The organism is Acetobacter oryzifermentans, assembly GCF_001628715.1.
Taxonomy (GTDB): domain Bacteria; phylum Pseudomonadota; class Alphaproteobacteria; order Acetobacterales; family Acetobacteraceae; genus Acetobacter; species Acetobacter oryzifermentans.
Window position 1 is genome coordinate 34,468 of record NZ_CP011122.1, and the last position, 17,816, is coordinate 52,283.

Consider the following 17,816-nt stretch of genomic DNA (forward strand, 5'->3'; position numbering starts at 1 on the left):
CTCCGGCCCGGTTTTCAGGAAGGCATAAGGGACAAGGGATGAAGAGAGTAGACGCTCCCCTTCCCGCTCCTTGCCACTAATTCCGACAAACCTATGCAATCAGGCCCCCGACCCTTTCTGAGGCGTCGGGCGATGCCGATTGGACGGAGTGCGCCATCATGTCCATGTCAGCCTCGCAACTCAATCTGTTCGATACCACTGTACTGTCCGGTGAGCTCGCATCCCTCTGGTCTCTGGACGATGACCAGCCCATTCCCGAAGTCAGCCTCCCCTCCCCTCACTCTTTCCGTATTCCTCAGCGAGATTTCCGGCTGAAAGGACTGCGTGGTCTTGCAAGCGGATGGAAAGCCCGTGCTGAAGGTAATCTGGCTGCGATTGCCCTTCTCGGGGAACTGGAGCGCGAGGATCGTAACGCCACCGAGGCAGAGCAGGAGGTGCTCGCCCGTTTTACTGGTTTTGGTGCGGGTGAACTTGCCAACAACCTCTTCCCGCCAACAGGCAAAGAAGTGCGCAAGGGATGGGAAAGTCTTGCTTCAGAACTTGAACAGCTTACGACGGAGACTGAAAGGGCTGGCCTGCAGCGCGCCACACAATATGCCCACTACACCCCGGAACTGATTGTTCACTCATTGTGGGATATGGTGCAGCGTATGGGGTTTCGTGGTGGTTCGGTGCTTGAACCGGGTTGCGGAACCGGGGTCTTTATAGCCGCACGACCTGAAAAACTGGAAGGCAAGATCGCCTTCACAGGCATTGAAAACGATCCAATCTCTGCCCGCATAGCGCGCAAACTCTATCCAAACCAGTGGATCCGCAGTGAGGATTTCACACGAGCCCAGCTTTCGCATGGCTATGATCTGGCTATTGGTAATCCACCCTTTAGCAACCGCACGGTGCACGGTCGGGACGGTTTGGAGAAGCAGGGATTAAGTCTCCATGACTTCTTCATTGCCCGCTCACTCGAAGCTTTACGACCCGGCGGTATCGCCCTGTTCGTGACCTCCAGATACACACTGGACAAAACGGATCCTAAGGCACGACAGATTATCGGGGAGAGCGCAGACCTGCTTGGTGCTGTGCGTTTGCCTGAAGGCGCAATGCGTGACGATGCCGGGACAGATGTGGTGGTCGATATCCTGGCATTCCGCAAACGAGAAGTGGGAGAAGTGCCGTCTAATGAGAGCTGGGTTGAAACTGCAGACATCCCAGACTCAGACGAGGGAAATGGTCCGCTCGTCATAAACGGGTATTTCCTTGACCATCCCGAACAGGTGCTCGGCAGTCATATCTGGACGACAACGCAGTTTGGTCCCGGCTACACATGCTCTGCCACCGCCGGCGCAGAACTAGATCTTCTTCTTCCGCAAGCCCTGAGCCGGATCGCGCCCAACGTTCATTTTCTACAGCCGCTGGAGGCGCGCATTGTCCGGCCAGCAGGTGAGGGCGTTACGGTTGGAACCGCGGCAAGTGGTGCAGACCTCAAGGAAGGAAGCTACTTTGTAGACCGAGGTGTTCTGCACCAGATTAGCGAGGGACAGGCCCAGATCGTCCTGATCCGCAAGGCAGGTCAGGCAGAGGGGATTTTTGCCAAGCATGCTCGGATTATCCGCGGGCTGGTGCCCATCCGTGATGCCGCACGAAGTGTGTTGCGGGCGCAGATGCAGAACCTGCCTTACGGATCACAGCAGCGCACATTGAAAACAGCGTACCAGAGTTTCGTGCGTGAATTTGGCCCCATCAATCATACCCGCACCACGCTGCGCGAGAACCCTGAAACTGGGAAAACACGGGAAACCCAGCGGCGCCCGAACCTGCAGCCTTTTATGGATGATCCTGACGTCTGGCTGGTGGCTTCGATTGAGGAGTATGACGAACGCACGGATACGGGCCGCATGGGGCCGGTATTCTCTGAGCGTGTCATTCATGCACCGACAGAGCCTGAAATACACGGAGCCCATGACGCACTGGCTGTGTCCTTGCATGAAACGGGATGTGTGGATCTGACTCTCATTGCCGAACTGTTGGGACGGAGTGAAGCCGATACGTTGATTGAACTGGGCGAGAGTGTTTACCTTGATCCAGAACGCAGCGCGCAGGGCAGGGACGTCTGGGTTACGGCAGATGAGATGCTCTCAGGCGCCGTGCGGACCAAGCTGGGTTTGGCACGTGACGCCGCACAACTTGACCACCGGTTTGCACGCAATGTCAGTGCCCTGGAAGGCGTGCAGCCCCCGGATCTGCGACCCTCTGAAATTACAGCCCGTCTGGGAGCGCCCTGGTTGCCCGTCACGGATATTCAGGACTTCGTACAAGAGGTCATGGGGATTGAAACTACCGTTCGTCATACCCCGGAAGTGGCATGCTGGAGTATCAACAGAACGCCTTTCCTGTCTCGCGCTGAAGCAACATCTGTCTGGGGCACGGAACGACGGAATGCAGCGGAACTGTTGGAAGACGCGCTCTCCCAGTCCATTCCCAAAATCTGGGATCATTGGCGCGATGAAAATGGCAACGAGCGACGCGAACTCAATACGCAGGAAACGGAAGCGGCCAAAGAAAAACTGGCTGCTATTAAAAGCGCGTTCGAAAAGTGGGTGTGGCAGGATCCCGACCGCTCTGACCGTCTCGTAAAGCTCTATAACGAGACTTACAACAATCTGGTGCCACGGGCCTTTGATGGCAGTCATCTGCGTCTGCCGGGCGCAAGCAGTGCGATTACCCTTCGTGCGCACCAGAAGCGCGTGGTCTGGCGGATTATTGCCTCAGGGCGCACCTACATGGCCCATGCTGTGGGGGCAGGAAAAACCTTCTCCATGGCGGCTGCCGTCATGGAGCAGAAACGCCTTGGACTGATCAGTAAGGCCGTTATCGTGGTTCCCGGTCACTGCCTTGCACAGATGGCGCGTGAATTTCTCATGCTCTACCCTACGGCGAGAATTCTCGTGGCGGACGAGACAAATTTCGTCAAAGCGAAACGTCAGCGTTTTATTGCCCGCGCAGCAACCGAAAACTGGGATGCGATCATCATAACCCATGACGCTTTCAAGTTTATTCCGGTGGAGGCGGGTTTTGAACGGGAGATGATTGAAGACCAGATTGCGTCATACGAGGCCATTCTGTCTGGCCTGGATGGCGATGACCGTATCTCCCGCAAGCGTATTGAACGCATGAAAGAGGGGATGGAGGCTAAACTGGAAGGATTAGCCGCCCAGAAGGATGATCTCCTTCATATGGGTGAAATGGGCATCGATCAGATCCTTGTGGATGAAGCCCAGCTCTTTCGGAAACTGTCTTACGCGACCAATCAGTCCGATCTGAGAGGTGTCGATCCTAACGGCTCACAGCGCGCATGGGATCTTTTCGTAAAAACGCGTTACCTTGCGAAGACTGACCCAACACGTCCACTGATCATGGCTTCAGGTTCGCCGATTACGAATACGATTGCCGAATTGTGGAATGTCGGACGGTATATGGATCTGGATGCTCTTGTCGCCCGCAATCTCCACGAATTTGATGCTTGGGCAGCCAACTTTGGGGAAACACGCACAGAACTGGAGCTTCAACCCAACGGTCTCTACAAACCGGTCACGCGCTTTACCGAATTCGTCAATGTGGCCGATCTGATGGCCATGTATCGTGACTTTGCGGACGTCGTTCAGTCAGACGAGCTGGCACGATATGTCAAACTGCCCTCTGTTAAGGGCGGCAACAGACAGATTGTGGTGGCCGAAAGCACAGAAGACTTTCGGGCATTCCAGCAGACCCTTGCAGAACGGATGCGCGCGATTGAAGCCCGTTCAGGTCGTCCTCAGAAGGGGGACGACATCATTCTGAGTGTGATGAATGATGCCCGGCATGGCGCGATCGATCTGCGGTTTATCGCACCGTGGGCGGATGATGACCCACATTCCAAGCTGAATGTGATGATTCGGAAGGTGTTTGAAATCTGGCATGAGACATCTGCCAATCGTTACACTAATCCCGAGACGGGCAGGGCTTACGATTTGCCGGGGGCGGTGCAGATGATCTTCTCCGATCTCGGCACACAGGCCTCCCAGACCAAGCGCGGGTTCTCGGCTTATAACTGGATCAGGTCAGAGCTGATCCGCATGGGTGTCCCTGCCGAGCAGATTGCCTTCATGCAGGATTACGACAAGGCTGCAGCCAAGCTGCGTCTGTTTGGTGATCTCAATGCAGGCCGCAAGCGTATCCTGATCGGTTCAACAGCCACAATGGGAACAGGGGTCAATGCCCAGCAGCGCCTGAAAGCCCTGCATCATCTCGACGTGCCCTGGCTTGTTGCCGATATCATGCAACGTGAAGGTCGGATTGTGCGTCAGGGCAATCAGCATGACGAAGTGGAGGTTTACGCATACGCCCAGCAGGGATCCGTGGACGCCACCAACTGGCAGCTCCTTGAACGGAAGATGCGATTTATCGGCCTTGCAATGTCGGGAGACCGGACCATCCGTCGTATTGAGGATGTGGGCGGTGAAGGCAACCAGTTTGCAATGGCCAAGGCGCTGGCATCAGGCGACATGCGTCTGATTCAAAAAGCCGGCCTGGAAGCCGATATCGCGCGTCTTGAGCGTTTGCAGGCCGCACATTTCGATGATCAGTTCAATGTGCGCCGCCAGATCCAGAGAGCTGAACGCGACATCAAGACAGCCCAGGCACGCATTCCGAAAATTGAGGCGGCACTCACACAGCGTATCACCACGAAAGGCGAGGCGTTTGCGCTGCACCGTGACACCAAGGTGGTTGAGAGCAGTGAAAAAGCTGGAGCATGGATACTGTCGCAGGCGCGGCTTGCTGAACGGGAAGGCCGGACCGGGCAGTGGAGCATGGGTCGGATCGCCGGCTTTGAAGTGATGTGCGAAGCTCATGAACAGCAGTTCAGAACGTCCGACAAGAGAAAACCAGAAGTCGTCTCCTCCATCTATCTGGATACACCTGCAGGAGAAATCGAGGTTGAGACCGATCGTGAGACCAAGCCTCTGGGACTGATTTCACGGATTGAGCACGCAGCCTTACGTCTGGACAGCGATCTGGCTGAAGCACGTCGCAGTCTGGATGAGGCACAGCGCCGACTGCCAGCTTATCGCGCACGGGAAGGACTTCCTTTTGCGGAAGCCGACGATCTCACGGCGAAATGTGCCGAGCTATCCGCATTGGATGCTGCGCTGGAAGCGGAAGGCAAGGAAAAAGAAGCTGCGCTGAAATCGGCCACAGCAAATGATGATACTGCTTCTGCTGTTGCAGAGAAAATTGAACAGGTGGCCTAAGAAAATAAGAAGAGCACAAAGCCGAAAAGGGAAGGGCGGGCCACAGGCCGCCCACACGCCGCAAGGGTATGCCCCGTTCCGGGGCCTCGCTGACGCTCGCCCTTGCCCCGTGTAGGCGTCTGTGACCGTGCCGAAGGTATGAGGTCAGAAAATGACACCTCATGACCCTGAAAGTGAGGAGAGTATCATGACGGAACTTCGCCGCGTCGATCCCAAAACACTCGTACCAAACCCGAATAATCCACGTAAGACCCAGCCAGATCCTCGTGCGGAACATCAGCTTGCGCTGAATATCAAGACAGTGGGCCTGATACATGCGCCCTGCGTGCGGGAACTTGAGGACGGTCGGTTGATGATTGTCGCTGGTCACAGGCGGGTGCGGGCCTGTATTGCGGCGAAATTGACTGAAATTGACGTGCATGTCCGTTCTGGTGATGAAAAAAGCGATACGATGGCCGCTGTCGCCGAGAACGTCGTGCGTGCCGATATGACGGAATCCGAACAATGGCGTGGTGTGCTGGATATGCGCGCGAAGGGCGCTACTGATACGGAAATCAGTCGGGCTTTTATGGTCACACCAGCCTATCTTCGTGGCCTGATGCTGTTGTCCCAAATTCATCCGCCCATTATTGCGGCAATCGATAGTGGGATTGGGCCTTCCTATACGGACCGGAACGCAATTGCGCGCACTCCGCTGGAGCGCCAACGCGATGTATGGGCCGAGATCTGGGCGGAAAGCGCTGACGAAGGAGCAGATCCGGCCGACTATGAGATGAGTAGGGAAGACGCCACACATTTCGATTGGTCGGAATTTGTAAGATATCTTGATCAGGTCGAATTATATGCTCGCAACTACGAGTTTGACGACGAGACTGCAAAAGAAGCTGGTGTCGTCTGGGAAGAAGATCTCTTCGGGCAGGGTGGAGAAGATAATCGATACTGCACCCAATATGCCGCTATGTTTAAGGCGCAGCAGATTTGGGCTGAGAAAACTAAACCTGAAGGAACCATTTACCTCCAGAGCAACGAATATGGGGAAGGAATTGCGCCAGACGGATACCGGAAGGTGGGGGCATGGGAAGCGGAATGGGACGAAGATATCCCGGCGATCTGGGTTAACCCACGCACACTGCAGATTCAAAAAGGACGGCTTCGCGAACTGGGAGAACAGTCCACCCGCAGGACAGAAAATGGTTCCCTTTCTTTACCGTCAGCCCAAAAACCCGAAAAACCTAAAGAGCGCCCCGATATTTCAGGCACAGGGCTTAAAATTATCGGGGATGTTCGGACACAGGCTTTGCGTCAGGCGTTGGATGCAGCGCGAGAAAATGCAGATCCCTGGGATCTGGTTGGTGCTTTCATACTGGCTTTGAGTGCCAATAACGTAAAAATCCACGGTGATGATACATATGAGCCTTATGGGAGTGTTACGGAGCGTGACCTGGCTGTCGCACGCATTTTCCCAGAAGGTGTGTTGGTTCGTGACCCGGATCTTCTCAGAAACGCAGCATTGGGTGTGCTTAGCACGTTCATGAATTGCGGCCTCAGTCAGCATAGCGGTAGCGGTTTGCCCGCCCAGATCCTTGGGGTGTTGTTTGGTGCAGACGCGCATATGCCCACAATGGCCTTCGAAGACTTTCTTAAAAGTTACAGTAAACCGGGAATTACCAAAGCTGTTGAGGCTGAAGGTCTGGAAGAAAAACCCACTGGTAAAGCGATGCGCGAAGCACTTATGGCTCACATTGGCGAAAAACGATGGGTGCCGGAACCTGCAACATTTACAGCGGGGCTCTCAGAATGGAAATCCAGGTTAGAGAACCAGGCTGCGCGGCTGGAAGCTCGGGCACGTTTGGCGGCGCAGATGGAGGAAGAAGAAGGTGATTCTGATTTTGATACTGACGTCACAACTGACAGTGAAGAGGATGAGAACTGTGAGGAGCGAGTGGATCTAGACGAAGGCCAGACTGATCAGGAGAGCCTGTCTGATGGTGATGAAAGTGCGCATAACGCTACTATTCCCGACGATCCACGCATCCCCAGTGAACTGACAGAACTGGCCCGTGCGATGCCTGATCGTCTTGAAGTTATTATGGTCTGAGTAATAAGGTCTATCCGGCATTTGGGGTTGATGGGCTGAATCTCCGGTTCGTTGGGAAGGCAGCTCAGGCCACCGCCTGAGCTACCATATCGGGGTGCCGTCCGATGACCCGAACGTAGGCGACAGCGAAGTCGGGGGCCATCGCCCGTGCCTGCTCCCAGTCCCGTAACGTGCCGACAGGAACGCGGAAACGGCTGGCAAACTCGACCTGAGACAGACCGAGATCGTTACGGGTTTTACGGATCAACCGTGCCCTTTGCCCACGTTCCATGCCTTCGATGGATACTGCGCGGTCTTCGGAATCCGCCGGATCAGCAGGCAGAATGATATGCTCTCTCTTCACCTTTGTTACTCCTTCTCACGGAAATAAAGCGGGGCAGATCGTCCCGCCAGACAAACACACCGGTGAACAGCTTCTCGCCCACGACGCCAACCACTTTGTAGCGATCCTCCTCATCCTCAATGCGGATGGTGGGCAAGATCAGGTGATTATCGTCCTCGAAAATACGGTCGCCAAAGGCCAGAGACAGTTTGTGCTTTTTTTTGTTGGCGAGGTCTTTTGCGGGGTCAAACCTGTTATCCATGAGACGATAATACGGGATGCCCGTAGTTACTGTAAAGTGAAAACTACGGGCATCCCGGAACTTTTAGCCATTTCGACAGGTTGCCATCAACCTCGTATGCTCGATAGCAGTAATAAGGCGATCCGTCTCTATGGATCGCTTTTTTGTAACACCCTTTGATCATTCAAAAGAACATTCACACAGTTGAGAAAATAAAAGGAAATATTTGAAAGAGAAGGGCCATAGTCTGGAGGCTGAGGCAAACGGTGGGTTCTCTCCATGCTCGACCGCAAGCGGTCTGTGCGTGGCTCCGATCCCGGTGCTGACGCACCGCTCTTGCCCCCGCCACGGCGCTCCGGTCGTGCGAAGGTATGCATCCAATTTTTGCACGACGTATGCTCCATGACCCGCTCTATTACGCACCTCTTCCTTCAATCGCACCGCTGGTTAATACAACAATCGAGATCTCGGTCCTTAACGAAATGACACGGTCTCAAAAAGAGACGCCTTCAGATGACGGACGCGTTTACGTTCACCTTGGAAGTGCCAGTGCAATGGCAAAGCATTATCGTGTTTCTCGCGGTAATATCGCCCGATTACTGTCAAAGGTGCAAAAAGCCGGTCATTACGGACAAAATGACAGCGGCACATGGGTTTCAGCACAGTTGCTGCGGGACCATCATCTTTTGCAGGCTCTTAAAATGGCGCATAGCGCCACAGCCTATATCGAAGCGCAACAAATGAGAACGCGGGAGCTGTTGCATCAGTAACGTTAAAATGTTCTGACAAAGCCATCCTCAAAAAAGATCTCTGTTGCAAACTGAGTGTTGGTGGCTTCTCTTACAGGATCAACGATTTGTATATTATCTTATTATAGTTGTTACTGAATTGTTAGACGAGAGAACAGCGGGACGTTCACCAACATGACACCAGCACAGCATGATCTTCTTGATACGGAACTCGCAATCGCTCGCATGATTCTGGCAGATGTTGGGCGTATGGATGAGCAGTTAATCCGCTGGAGGAGCGAGATGGAGAAGGTTGATCCGCAGATATTCTCAAATTTGGAAGCTGCCTGGGTTAAGCGCCATAAAAAGCAGATTCGTGATTACTATATGATTCCAGAACATTCTCTGTCTGATTACATGATTCAAAATCATATGCCTATCGCTGCGTGTATGGATGAGACGCTGATTGGGATCAGTCAGCTTCCTCGACCTCCTCGCTGGTTGCGAAAATATGCCAGAGAAAATGTCAGTCATACGCTAGGGTTTGCGACATCAAAACTTTATCCGGATACGAGCGGACGTGATATCCCCGGGCAGCCGAAGCGCTCTTATGCCAAAAGTGGTATGCATGCTTATTTTCGGTTGTTCAGCCGTGCAGCTCATAGTTTGCCGAATGAGGCATGGTTCGATCAGGCATGCCACGACAGAGAAGAAATGGCACGCAGTTTTCCGCATCTTTACTGGCTTGCTCGAGAACTTGTCTTTCGTGAAGATCCGGCCTCTTCATTGGAGGCGATGGATGATCGTCTCGAATTTTTTCAGGTGCCAGAGGTACCGCGTCCTTCAAAAAAGACTCTCGCACGATTTTTGGATAAACTGAAAGAACCTGACGGGAGCAAGTTCCTGGCCTTCGCTCGCGGCGTCATTCAGGAGCTTGACAGGATCGGGGATGATCATTCGACCTATTACGGTATACTGGGTATCCCCTCTCTCTATCGTGCGGCTATTTTTCCGCGATTTATACGTCTTCTCAACGTTGCCTTCAAACAGGCCGGATCTGTTTCAGTTATTGCTGAAGTTCTGATCCAGAACCCGAGTTTCTACACTTTCCAGCTCGGGCGGCCACAGGGTTCTGGAATCATGCAGCTTGGTCGATTCCATTTACTCAGAACAAAATTTCCAGACAGAAATCCAAAACCCGTCGCCCAAAAGCAGGAAGGGTGCGTCATTCGTAAACCGGAATTATCAGACAGCATATTTCCCGGATGTCTGTGGATGATCGCGGCCGCACGGGACCCGGCGGACGTTGCCTGGCTGTTGCCAGTGTGTGCGAAGGCTCTCAGGAACGAAGATGTTGCCCACTTCAACCGTCTGGTTACGACGGTAGGCGAAATTGCTTCTCCTGATGCTATCCGGGGGCTGGCACGGCTTAGGGCAAAAACCCGTCACGCCACCATGCTGAAACAGTTGAATGTTGCTTTGGCTCAAGCCGCCGAGCGCTCCGGTCTGACGACAGCTGAAGCAGAGGAGCTCGTAGCGCTGACGTACGGCCTGGATGAGCAGCATTGCCGCGTCGAGCCATTGGTGGGAGGGGTTACGGCGACTCTGACCCTGGCGGGTTCGGGGCAGGCCGTTATTCGTTATGCCGATCCGCTTGGTGCTCTGCTGAGCAAACCTCCTGCCTCCATCAAAGCAGACGCTCAGTCCGAAACAACGTTACGTGACCTTCGCGCTGATGCAAAATCGCTGACAGCCGATATGGCCATCCATCGCCAGCGGCTCGAGCGATCTTGGCTGACAGGGCAGAGCTGGACGTGGTCAGCTTTTCAGCAGCGCTGGCTTGCCCATCCCGTCCTGAGCTGGCTTGCACGACGCCAGATATGGCTCGTAGCGTATCCCGACCTGACTGTCTTCACTTGCATGATCGGAGAGGATGGCGGGCTTTACGGTTCGGATGGTACGCGCCTCCCGGTTCCGCATGGGGACTTACTTCTGAGCCTTTGGCATCCTCTTCATAACGGCGTTCAGGATGGTGCAGAGTCCTCCTGCGTTACACTCTGGCGTCAACAGCTTAAAGCACTGAAGATCGAACAGCCTATCCGTCAGGCATGGCGGGAGACATACACACTCACGCAGGAGGAGCGAGAAAGCTCACCAGCATCTTATCGTTATGCCAGACGGATCCTCAATCAGGCTCAGGTCGTTGAAATAGGCCGTAAAAGAGGGTGGCGTATCCGTAATCTCTCGCCTCATATGCCTTCTTCTGAAAGTGCTCCGTGGGCGTTCAGCCTGCCAGCTCATGGCATTTATGCCGATTGGCGTACCGGTGGGGTGGGGATTGATCACTTGCCGCATGGTGCGGGAACATTTTCGCATATCATCACAGACAGGTTAAGGTTTTGCGTTCTGGAAGATGGCGGGAACTGGCTGTATGATGGTGGGCGTAAATTGAAAGAAATGCAGACGCCGGTGCGGCTGGGAGACATTCCTCCCGTTGTTTTTTCCGAAATTATGCGTGATCTTGATCTTATGATTTCGATCGCTGCCAGCGACGTCTCTTTTAATGCTGAAACGATCTACGCGATTCCGGATCTGGGTGTCTGGCGGCGTCAGGCCGGACTGGCTGACATTCCTTTGCCTAAAGAGCCTCACTTTGGAGCGCTTGCCGCATCACGACGCGATGAGATTGCAGTCATCGTTAAGAGTATGAAAGTCGATGATCGTTTGCGCTTTGAGGGGCCTTACATCATGATAGAAGGGAAACGACATCAGTATCGGCTTCACCTGGGGAGTGCTGATGTCATGATTCTTCCCGACCTTCGTCATCTTTTTCTGAGCACAACTCTGTCAAACTCAGCGCGGCAAAAGGGATCTGCCTACAAGCCTCTGCATGATGATGATCGGCTGGACCTTATCCTGCAACGCATAATCATGCTGCTGAACGATGACCGTATTCGTGACAAGGATATTTTGGCTCAGTTCGCATCCCTTTAGGGGTAAGCTGAATATGCCGTATTCTTTTCGGACTGGTTGATGAGTAGAGCATTACCCCATCACGTGGAGGCAGTGTTTGTGAAACTGCTGTCAGAGTGTGCGCCCTCTTGTCAGCCTCATCGCATGTGGAGGGATCGAAGAACTGTTGGTTGATGGGGCTGGCTCGTGATTTCAGGCTTTTGGCGATTTGATTGACGGTTCTTTGTGTTGCTTTTGATCTGCGTTTTGAGCAGATCGGGGGCTGTTACCCACTGGATTGCTATGCTGTGGTGCCGATCCGCTCCAGGAAGAGGAAGCAGCGCATATTATAGACGATATTGGCTAGGGCCTGTTATGGCTTGATCCAGTCTGCTGCGGCAGCGATGTGGATGATGGCGAGGAACGACGTTGCTGTTTTTTCACATCTGGTTGCGACAGCGCGCCACTCCTTGAGGCGAGCCCAGCGGTTCTCAACGAGATGCCGGCACCGATAGACCCATTTTGGGCAGGCGACCGCCCCATCGTGTCGTTTCGCAGGAATGGCGGGGAGGCTGGCGAGCATGGCTGGTGCCAGGGACAGTTCGTGAGCCTGTCCGGGGGCCAAAGCAAAACCGAAGGCTTTTCCATGCCCATCCGCGATCACGCAGACTTTCGTGCCATAGCCGCCGCGAGAACGGCCAAGTGCTTCACGATGGTCTCGCTCTTCGAAAGAGGCCCCTTTTTTGGGCTCCCGCCGCTTTGTGGTGAGCCCTGATGTTTGTACCATCCAGAAAAGTCATGCCGAGTGCCACTACCTGTTGGTCCTGAACCAGGTCGAGCAGGCGTTCCCACACACCCAGTTTCGCCCAGCGGATGAAAAGTTGTGCTGCCCGCCACCAAGGGACCGAGTTCAGCGGAGATACTCCGCCATTTCGCGCCATTCTCATGACGCCAGAAGATCGCTGCTATCGTGCGCTGCAGATCATGGGACGGCGTCTTGCCCCTTGGGCGAACCGCCTCAATCAGAGGTTCCCAGATCGCCCATGTCTCGTCCGTAAAAGGGCCGGTGCCAGTGCCAGTTCCGTCGCATTCTCCCATCCCTGTAATATAGGAAGAATTTCAAGCCCTAACAGGCCCTAACACTATCGCTATCCATGTCTCGTTTCCCATTTGTGTATCGATGCTTCAGGTGTCATCCATCGTCATGCGACCGAAAACGAGAAAGGGACTTTATTATTGAATGGTCAGACTTATTTCGTTTTGCGCCCACGTGCTTTACGATTTGACGCGATATGAGATTCACCTGATGAGAGTGTGGCATTGGTGTCATCGCCGCGTCGCCCCAGTGAGTTGCGCTTGGCAATGGCGGCCCGCTGTGCAGAGTAGTTTGGTGCCACCATAGGATATTCCGGGGGCAATCCCCAGCGTGTGCGGTAATCCTCAGGGGTCAGGTTGAAATGTCTCTGAATGTAGGATTTCAGCATCTTGGTTTTCTTACCGTCCTCAAGACAGACGATATAATCTGGGAAAACCGAGCGTTTGATGGGTACCGCCGGTGTGTGTTCTTGAGACACGCTTTTTTCGGGAACTGGTGGTTCAGGTATCACGTCAGAAACTGGACCAACTGCGGGTGTTACGGCTTTCTCAGGGGCTTTAGGAGCAGATTGGGAGAGTGAGAGTGTATCGAGTGTCGCATAGACAGATCTGATCAGATCTGGGAGGGCTTCGGTGCTGACCGTGTTGTGGCTTACATAGGCTGATATGATTGTAACGGTCTGTTCCACCTTTTGTGTGTCAGGTTCGTAAATGGATGTGGACGCTGCCATTGTGCCTGTCTTTCTGTTGTCTGAATGTCGTCTCAATACTAAATCTCTGACCTGTAACGGAAAAACCCATTTAACATGCCGTAAATCATAGGCAAGGTATTGTTGCTATCGCATAGAGGGGACTTAGCCCGCCAACGATCCTTGGGGTTGATCGTTGCACTTCGCACAGGCCACGCCCCGTAGAACATGTGTTTTGTTCTGACGCTCAATCCAGCCACTCTCCCAACCACAGCGGGCGCATGAAAACAAGGCAACGCATGTATTGCCCGGTTCGTAAATACAGCCGTGATCTCCAACATCAATCATGTGTGCCAGATAGCGCTGTGGTGCGCGTGGCTTGCGATATCCAAACAGATCCGGCTGGCGGGGTTTGTATTTCGTCGTGGAGCGTGGAGAAACCATGAGCCGCTCACTGGCTATCTTCGGGCGGGGTGTTCTTCGTGAGAGACGGGTCACTTCTTGGGTCTGTCAGGACGCAGAAGGAGGTCATACCCGCTTTCGATCTTATGAGCGTAAAATGGTCGGATGGCTCTCGCGGAAAGAGAGAGAAGGGGTTTTCGCCAGATGTGAGCTCAATAATACAGGGTGTGGCCCAGGGGCTTTTGCGGTGTGCTTCAGATGTCATCTTGTTGTCCTTCCACATAATAAAATTCCGTTCTGCGTTTCTGTCAGGCCATGATGCGACCGAATAGAAAAAACAGACCTTCATCAAAATTATGAAGAGAGTTCATATCCGGTTGGGTTTTTCCAGTTGCAAGTTTCTTGTTCCCGACAGCGCTTGGGTCATACGGGCCGGCCTCCATACCGGCACACAGTATGACTCCGACGAAAAAACCCCAGCGCTTAGATTTCTTCGATCATTGAAGCGAGAAGATCCAGAAGCCAGCCCCCAAATCCGGCCATCAGCGCCACGTGGAGAGCACTGAGCGCCTCTTTCTCATGGCCCAGAAGATAGAGGCCGAGCGAGAGAACAGTGCACAGCGCCGTAACCGGAACAGCTAGGAAAAGAGCGTAGCGGGTTGAGCGGCGAAGCCATAGCATCATCGTCGCCATGCCCGCAGTAGCGATATCGAAAAATGCAAAAGGAGTGCCGAGCAACTTGGCGTTGTTTCGCTCACGAATGGCCGCGATGACCCACTGGAGACCAAACAGAAAGAGAAAATAAGGCCAGAAATCGGAATGGTCAGCATCTTTATCATATCCTTTTTACAAAGCAGATGCCTCGGATGAGGGCGTTTCTTCTGTGGAAGCCCTACAGCCGCAATTCCGCCCGCTCTCTTGATCGTCAGATCGCCGATGCACAGGCAGACGCTCTGGGCTTCTGATACAGCGGCCGGGCGGCTTCGCCGCCCGGTTCTTTTCCTTCACGCCGGATGAGTATTGGATGAACACGAACCAGATTACAGACCGGGAGCGCCGCTTTCTCAGGGCTATTCTGCCCCCAAGGCAGACCCGGAAATCTCAGGAGGATCGGCTCAAGGCCCTTGCTGGGGCTTTCCAAACTACAGCACTCAGTATTTCAGGTGCAGGTATCATCACCCCACTTTTTACGGGGCAAGTCCATGTGAGTGGTCACAGTATGATCTTGGCGGGCTGTATTGCTCTGATCGTCGAAACCATTTCCTTGCTAATTCTCACCTTTATCCGTTATCCTGAAGACGGAAAGGAGGACTCAGGCCATGAATGATTTTATTTCTAACATGTTGCTGGTTGTTGTGCCTTTCTTAGGCGGGACTTTGATTTTTGGTCTCGCTCTTGGCCCAATCCTGCGTCGCCTGAACAGGTTACGCGATAGGCTCGAAGCACAGACTTCTCATAATCCATAAAATATCTAGGGCTGCTTGTGTGCCGCTGTCCCAACGGCCCTATATCCTCCAGACGAGGAGAAAACCGGTCATGGATAATTTTACGGTTACCATGGTGGTGGTTTACGGAATCTTTGCCGTTGGAACTCTCGCCTTCGGCATCGCTCTTGGCCCAATCCTGCGCCGTCTTAACAAATTGCGCGACAGGCTCGAAGTACAGACTTCTCATAATCCATAATATCTAGGGCCGCTTGTATGCCGCTGTCCCAACGGCCCTATATCCTCCAGACGAAGAGAAAACCGGTCATGGATAATTTTACGGTCAATATGATTGGTATTGTCGTGCCGTTCTGCATCATTACCCTTGTAGTGGGGTTTGCTCTCGGCCCAATCCTGCGCCAACTGAACAAATTACGCGACAGGCTCGACGCTCAGGCATCCCATCATTCCTGACAACCAGGCGGCCTCAGTGCCGCCTTTCTCTTGCGCCCCGGCAGCTCTTGGACTGTTCTCACGCTCTGACGCTTTAGGTTCCCCGTTAGCTCCGATTGCCTCTGCTCATGAAGGGGATCACTGCACCTTTTTCCCTCTTCATACGAGGCTGGGTGCGGGGGAGGGCGTTCTGGATCCTCTCACGCTTTTGGCTGTAAGCCTGAATCGTTCTGGTCTCGACCGGCATGGCCTTGGATTTCCTGTCGGGTTGCTTCCTTTTTTTCAATCTGTTTCAGCTTTTGCGGGTGATCTTCTGCAGTGTCCGGGGCGCCCCTCTCGGGGTGCGTTCGCCCAGCATCTCTAAGCGGCATAGCCGCTAAGAGATGTCGAGCCCCCTAAACGGGGTCTCGCCACTTTCGTGCTAATGCTCACCGCCGTTCTTTCCTATACTTGTCATTTACTTATTAATTGGTAAGTAAATAAAGGGAGTTCGGAAAAGAAAGGTTTGTGTGGTTAGGATTTCCTTGAAAAAACTTATATTTTCTTGCGTTTTCCTGTCGTTTTTCTTGCATTATTTCAGTATACGTACTATCTTTTACTTGTAGACGGAAGAAACAATACCGCCAACGGCCAGTAAAGCCGGTTTCATATGAAGTATAGCAGGGTAGGAGAAGTGTTGTGTCTGGTTCCGTTAATAAAGTTATTCTTGTCGGCAACCTCGGCAAAGACCCGGAAGTGCGTCACTCCCAGTCCGGGCAGAAGATTGTTTCTTTCTCTCTGGCCACGTCCGATACCTAGAACGACCGCCAGTCTGGCGAACGGCGTGAGCGCACTGAATGGCACAAGATCGTCGTGTTCAATGAACGTCTGGCAGATGTGGCGGAACGTTTCCTGCGCAAGGGCCGCAAGGTCTATCTCGAAGGCTCACTCCAGACCCGGAAATGGCAGGGGCAGGACGGCAAGGACAACTACACAACCGAAATTGTGCTGCCTCGTTTTGGGGGCGAGCTGACCATTCTGGATACGCGGCACACTGAGGAGGGTGAACAGAGTGGCGGATACAGCAACGCCCCACGGAACTCTGGCACCCGCAATAACGGCGGTCAGGCCGGTGGGTGGGATGCGCCGCAGTCAAACGCTGGTATCGATGACGAGATCCCGTTCTGAGTGCCAGTTTTTTCCTCTAAGGCCGGGGAGGTGCCCCGGCCAGTCCAGCCAGAGTAACCTCTATGTCAACTGTCGCAGATCTGTATGAAACAGCCAATACCGCAGCAAGCAAAGGCTGTGGCTGCTCTTATGAACTCTATGTTCAGAAACTGACAAGAGAGATTGATCAGACTGCCTCTCGGCTCGCTCCCGATCAGGCCGCAGCCCTGCAGGACTATGCCAGACAGAAAGGGGACTATGCCCCGGATGTCGATGACTTCCACCTTGAGGGCTTCTGCTGCCACGGTATTGAATACGGATGCTGCCCCGCAGGATGCGAAGTGCCTGGTAATGAGGAATGGGACAGCCAGGAGGACGAAGAGGCTGTCAGAATAGCACTCAATCAGATGATCATGGCAGAAATCGAAGAGGAAGCAAAACAGGCAAGGTTGGTCGCAATCGCCGCCCGTGATGCGCGGGTTCTCGATCGCATTGGCATGATCCGCAGGAGAGTGGCGGCATGAGACAGCTTGTTCAGGAGCTGGGGCGCACGGCATTCCATATCGTGAATGGAATGCCCACACCTTCCTTTCTCAGGCTCAACACACTCAGGCGGTTTGAAAGGCTGCTGCTGGCCATTCAGGAAGACCGAGTGGCCTCTTCGTTGCTCCGATCCAAGGTGCCAGAGCCGGAGCCCACCCCACATGATGTCGCCCGCGGGCTGGCCGACCTTGTCCCGTTACGGTTTCAGCTGCGCGAGGATGAATCCTTCAGGCCTTTCTCAAGAGGGAGTGCGCTGGCTTTTATCGCCTCACGCCGAGACGAAGCCCGTCTGGAAGGGTTGCAGGGGGTAGCTATGCCGCTGTCCATAGCGGGCGTCGATTATATGGTGCACTACATGCGGGGGCGAGATGGTGTGACTGTCGGGCACCTTTAATGGGCAATTAAAAAGCCTTGAGGTCAGCATGTTCGGCATATACA

Annotated in this window: 15 protein-coding genes and 2 pseudogenes; 11 read left to right on the plus strand and 6 right to left on the minus strand. The window is 53.8% G+C overall.

Annotated elements, in window-relative coordinates; genetic code table 11:
- The first annotated feature begins 158 nt into the window (after nt 1–158).
- A complete protein-coding gene (locus WG31_RS14230) occupies nt 159–5,285 on the plus strand; it encodes a DEAD/DEAH box helicase family protein (protein ID WP_063355057.1) in 5,127 nt (1,708 codons plus the stop codon).
- A gap of 187 nt (nt 5,286–5,472) precedes the next feature.
- Complete coding sequence (locus WG31_RS14235) at nt 5,473–7,383, plus strand: ParB N-terminal domain-containing protein (RefSeq protein WP_035362435.1); 1,911 nt, start codon at nt 5,473–5,475, stop codon at nt 7,381–7,383.
- Between the two features lie 64 nt (nt 7,384–7,447).
- On the opposite strand, the gene WG31_RS15625 is transcribed toward WG31_RS14235, so the two are convergent.
- Together WG31_RS15625 and WG31_RS15630 are read right to left on the minus strand one after the other, a co-directional pair.
- Nucleotides 7,448–7,726 carry a helix-turn-helix domain-containing protein gene (locus WG31_RS15625; protein ID WP_003625676.1) on the minus strand — a complete coding sequence of 93 codons (279 nt, stop codon included), beginning with the start codon at nt 7,724–7,726 and terminating at the stop codon, nt 7,448–7,450.
- A complete protein-coding gene (locus tag WG31_RS15630) occupies nt 7,695–7,967 on the minus strand; it encodes a BrnT family toxin (protein ID WP_003625670.1) in 273 nt (90 codons plus the stop codon). Before WG31_RS15630 ends, WG31_RS15625 begins: the two co-directional genes overlap by 32 nt.
- Before the next feature lie 350 nt (nt 7,968–8,317).
- Between WG31_RS15630 and WG31_RS14250 the strand changes: the two genes are divergently transcribed.
- Nucleotides 8,318–8,716 (plus strand): hypothetical protein, encoded by a 399-nt coding sequence (locus tag WG31_RS14250; protein WP_020936783.1) that lies wholly within the window; start codon nt 8,318–8,320, stop codon nt 8,714–8,716.
- Nucleotides 8,717–8,869: 153 nt separating this feature from the next.
- On the plus strand, nt 8,870–11,668 hold the full coding sequence (locus tag WG31_RS14255) for a DUF4132 domain-containing protein (protein WP_003625666.1): 2,799 nt from the start codon (nt 8,870–8,872) through the stop codon (nt 11,666–11,668).
- A gap of 331 nt (nt 11,669–11,999) precedes the next feature.
- Here the strand turns inward: WG31_RS14255 and WG31_RS15275 are convergent.
- The 4 genes and pseudogenes from WG31_RS15275 to WG31_RS14275 form a co-directional block, all read right to left on the minus strand.
- Nucleotides 12,000–12,724: pseudogene (locus WG31_RS15275) on the minus strand (IS5 family transposase).
- A 152-nt stretch (nt 12,725–12,876) separates the two neighbouring features.
- Entirely contained in the window at nt 12,877–13,452 is a 576-nt protein-coding gene (locus WG31_RS14265) for a MucR family transcriptional regulator (RefSeq protein ID WP_003626726.1), read from the minus strand.
- Between the two features lie 123 nt (nt 13,453–13,575).
- The gene (locus WG31_RS14270; protein ID WP_003626728.1) at nt 13,576–13,854 is read right to left on the minus strand and encodes a hypothetical protein; all 279 of its coding nucleotides are present in this window, start codon (nt 13,852–13,854) and stop codon (nt 13,576–13,578) included.
- Between the two features lie 441 nt (nt 13,855–14,295).
- Complete coding sequence (locus WG31_RS14275) at nt 14,296–14,550, minus strand: hypothetical protein (RefSeq protein WP_003626732.1); 255 nt, start codon at nt 14,548–14,550, stop codon at nt 14,296–14,298.
- A 286-nt stretch (nt 14,551–14,836) separates the two neighbouring features.
- Here WG31_RS14275 and WG31_RS14280 point away from each other — a divergent pair, with 286 nt between their 5' ends.
- The 7 genes and pseudogenes from WG31_RS14280 (at nt 14,837) to WG31_RS14300 (ending at nt 17,772) form a co-directional block, all read left to right on the plus strand.
- Nucleotides 14,837–15,139: a hypothetical protein gene (locus WG31_RS14280; protein WP_003626733.1), complete on the plus strand. Its 303-nt coding sequence runs from the start codon at nt 14,837–14,839 to the stop codon at nt 15,137–15,139.
- Nucleotides 15,132–15,278, plus strand: coding sequence for a hypothetical protein (locus tag WG31_RS15880; protein WP_020936778.1), 147 nt, complete (start codon nt 15,132–15,134; stop codon nt 15,276–15,278). The genes WG31_RS14280 and WG31_RS15880 overlap by 8 nt, the downstream gene beginning before the upstream one ends.
- A 70-nt stretch (nt 15,279–15,348) precedes the next feature.
- Entirely contained in the window at nt 15,349–15,495 is a 147-nt protein-coding gene (locus WG31_RS15635; protein WP_157884547.1) for a hypothetical protein, read from the plus strand.
- Between the two features lie 68 nt (nt 15,496–15,563).
- The gene (locus WG31_RS14285) at nt 15,564–15,710 is read left to right on the plus strand and encodes a hypothetical protein (RefSeq protein ID WP_003626735.1); all 147 of its coding nucleotides are present in this window, start codon (nt 15,564–15,566) and stop codon (nt 15,708–15,710) included.
- 657 nt (nt 15,711–16,367) lie between these two features.
- Nucleotides 16,368–16,856 (plus strand): annotated as a pseudogene (ssb, locus tag WG31_RS14290) (single-stranded DNA-binding protein).
- A gap of 62 nt (nt 16,857–16,918) precedes the next feature.
- A complete protein-coding gene (locus tag WG31_RS14295; protein ID WP_003626739.1) occupies nt 16,919–17,359 on the plus strand; it encodes a hypothetical protein in 441 nt (146 codons plus the stop codon).
- Complete coding sequence (locus WG31_RS14300; protein ID WP_003626740.1) at nt 17,356–17,772, plus strand: hypothetical protein; 417 nt, start codon at nt 17,356–17,358, stop codon at nt 17,770–17,772. Before WG31_RS14295 ends, WG31_RS14300 begins: the two co-directional genes overlap by 4 nt.
- Nucleotides 17,773–17,816: the final 44 nt, after the last annotated feature.

Excerpts from the sequence above, each read along its gene's own strand:
- WG31_RS14265 (WP_003626726.1), bottom strand. The coding sequence starts at position 13,452 with ATGGCAGCGTCCACATCCATTTACGAACCTGACACACAAAAGGTGGAA.
- WG31_RS14280 (WP_003626733.1), top strand. The coding sequence starts at position 14,837 with ATGAACACGAACCAGATTACAGACCGGGAGCGCCGCTTTCTCAGGGCT.
- WG31_RS15635 (WP_157884547.1), top strand. The coding sequence starts at position 15,349 with ATGGATAATTTTACGGTTACCATGGTGGTGGTTTACGGAATCTTTGCC.
- WG31_RS14255 (WP_003625666.1), top strand. The coding sequence starts at position 8,870 with ATGACACCAGCACAGCATGATCTTCTTGATACGGAACTCGCAATCGCT.
- WG31_RS15630 (WP_003625670.1), bottom strand. The coding sequence starts at position 7,967 with ATGGATAACAGGTTTGACCCCGCAAAAGACCTCGCCAACAAAAAAAAG.
- WG31_RS15880 (WP_020936778.1), top strand. The coding sequence starts at position 15,132 with ATGAATGATTTTATTTCTAACATGTTGCTGGTTGTTGTGCCTTTCTTA.
- WG31_RS14235 (WP_035362435.1), top strand. The coding sequence starts at position 5,473 with ATGACGGAACTTCGCCGCGTCGATCCCAAAACACTCGTACCAAACCCG.
- WG31_RS14270 (WP_003626728.1), bottom strand. The coding sequence starts at position 13,854 with ATGGTTTCTCCACGCTCCACGACGAAATACAAACCCCGCCAGCCGGAT.
- WG31_RS14295 (WP_003626739.1), top strand. The coding sequence starts at position 16,919 with ATGTCAACTGTCGCAGATCTGTATGAAACAGCCAATACCGCAGCAAGC.
- WG31_RS14285 (WP_003626735.1), top strand. The coding sequence starts at position 15,564 with ATGGATAATTTTACGGTCAATATGATTGGTATTGTCGTGCCGTTCTGC.
- WG31_RS14230 (WP_063355057.1), top strand. The coding sequence starts at position 159 with ATGTCCATGTCAGCCTCGCAACTCAATCTGTTCGATACCACTGTACTG.
- WG31_RS14250 (WP_020936783.1), top strand. The coding sequence starts at position 8,318 with ATGCATCCAATTTTTGCACGACGTATGCTCCATGACCCGCTCTATTAC.
- WG31_RS14300 (WP_003626740.1), top strand. The coding sequence starts at position 17,356 with ATGAGACAGCTTGTTCAGGAGCTGGGGCGCACGGCATTCCATATCGTG.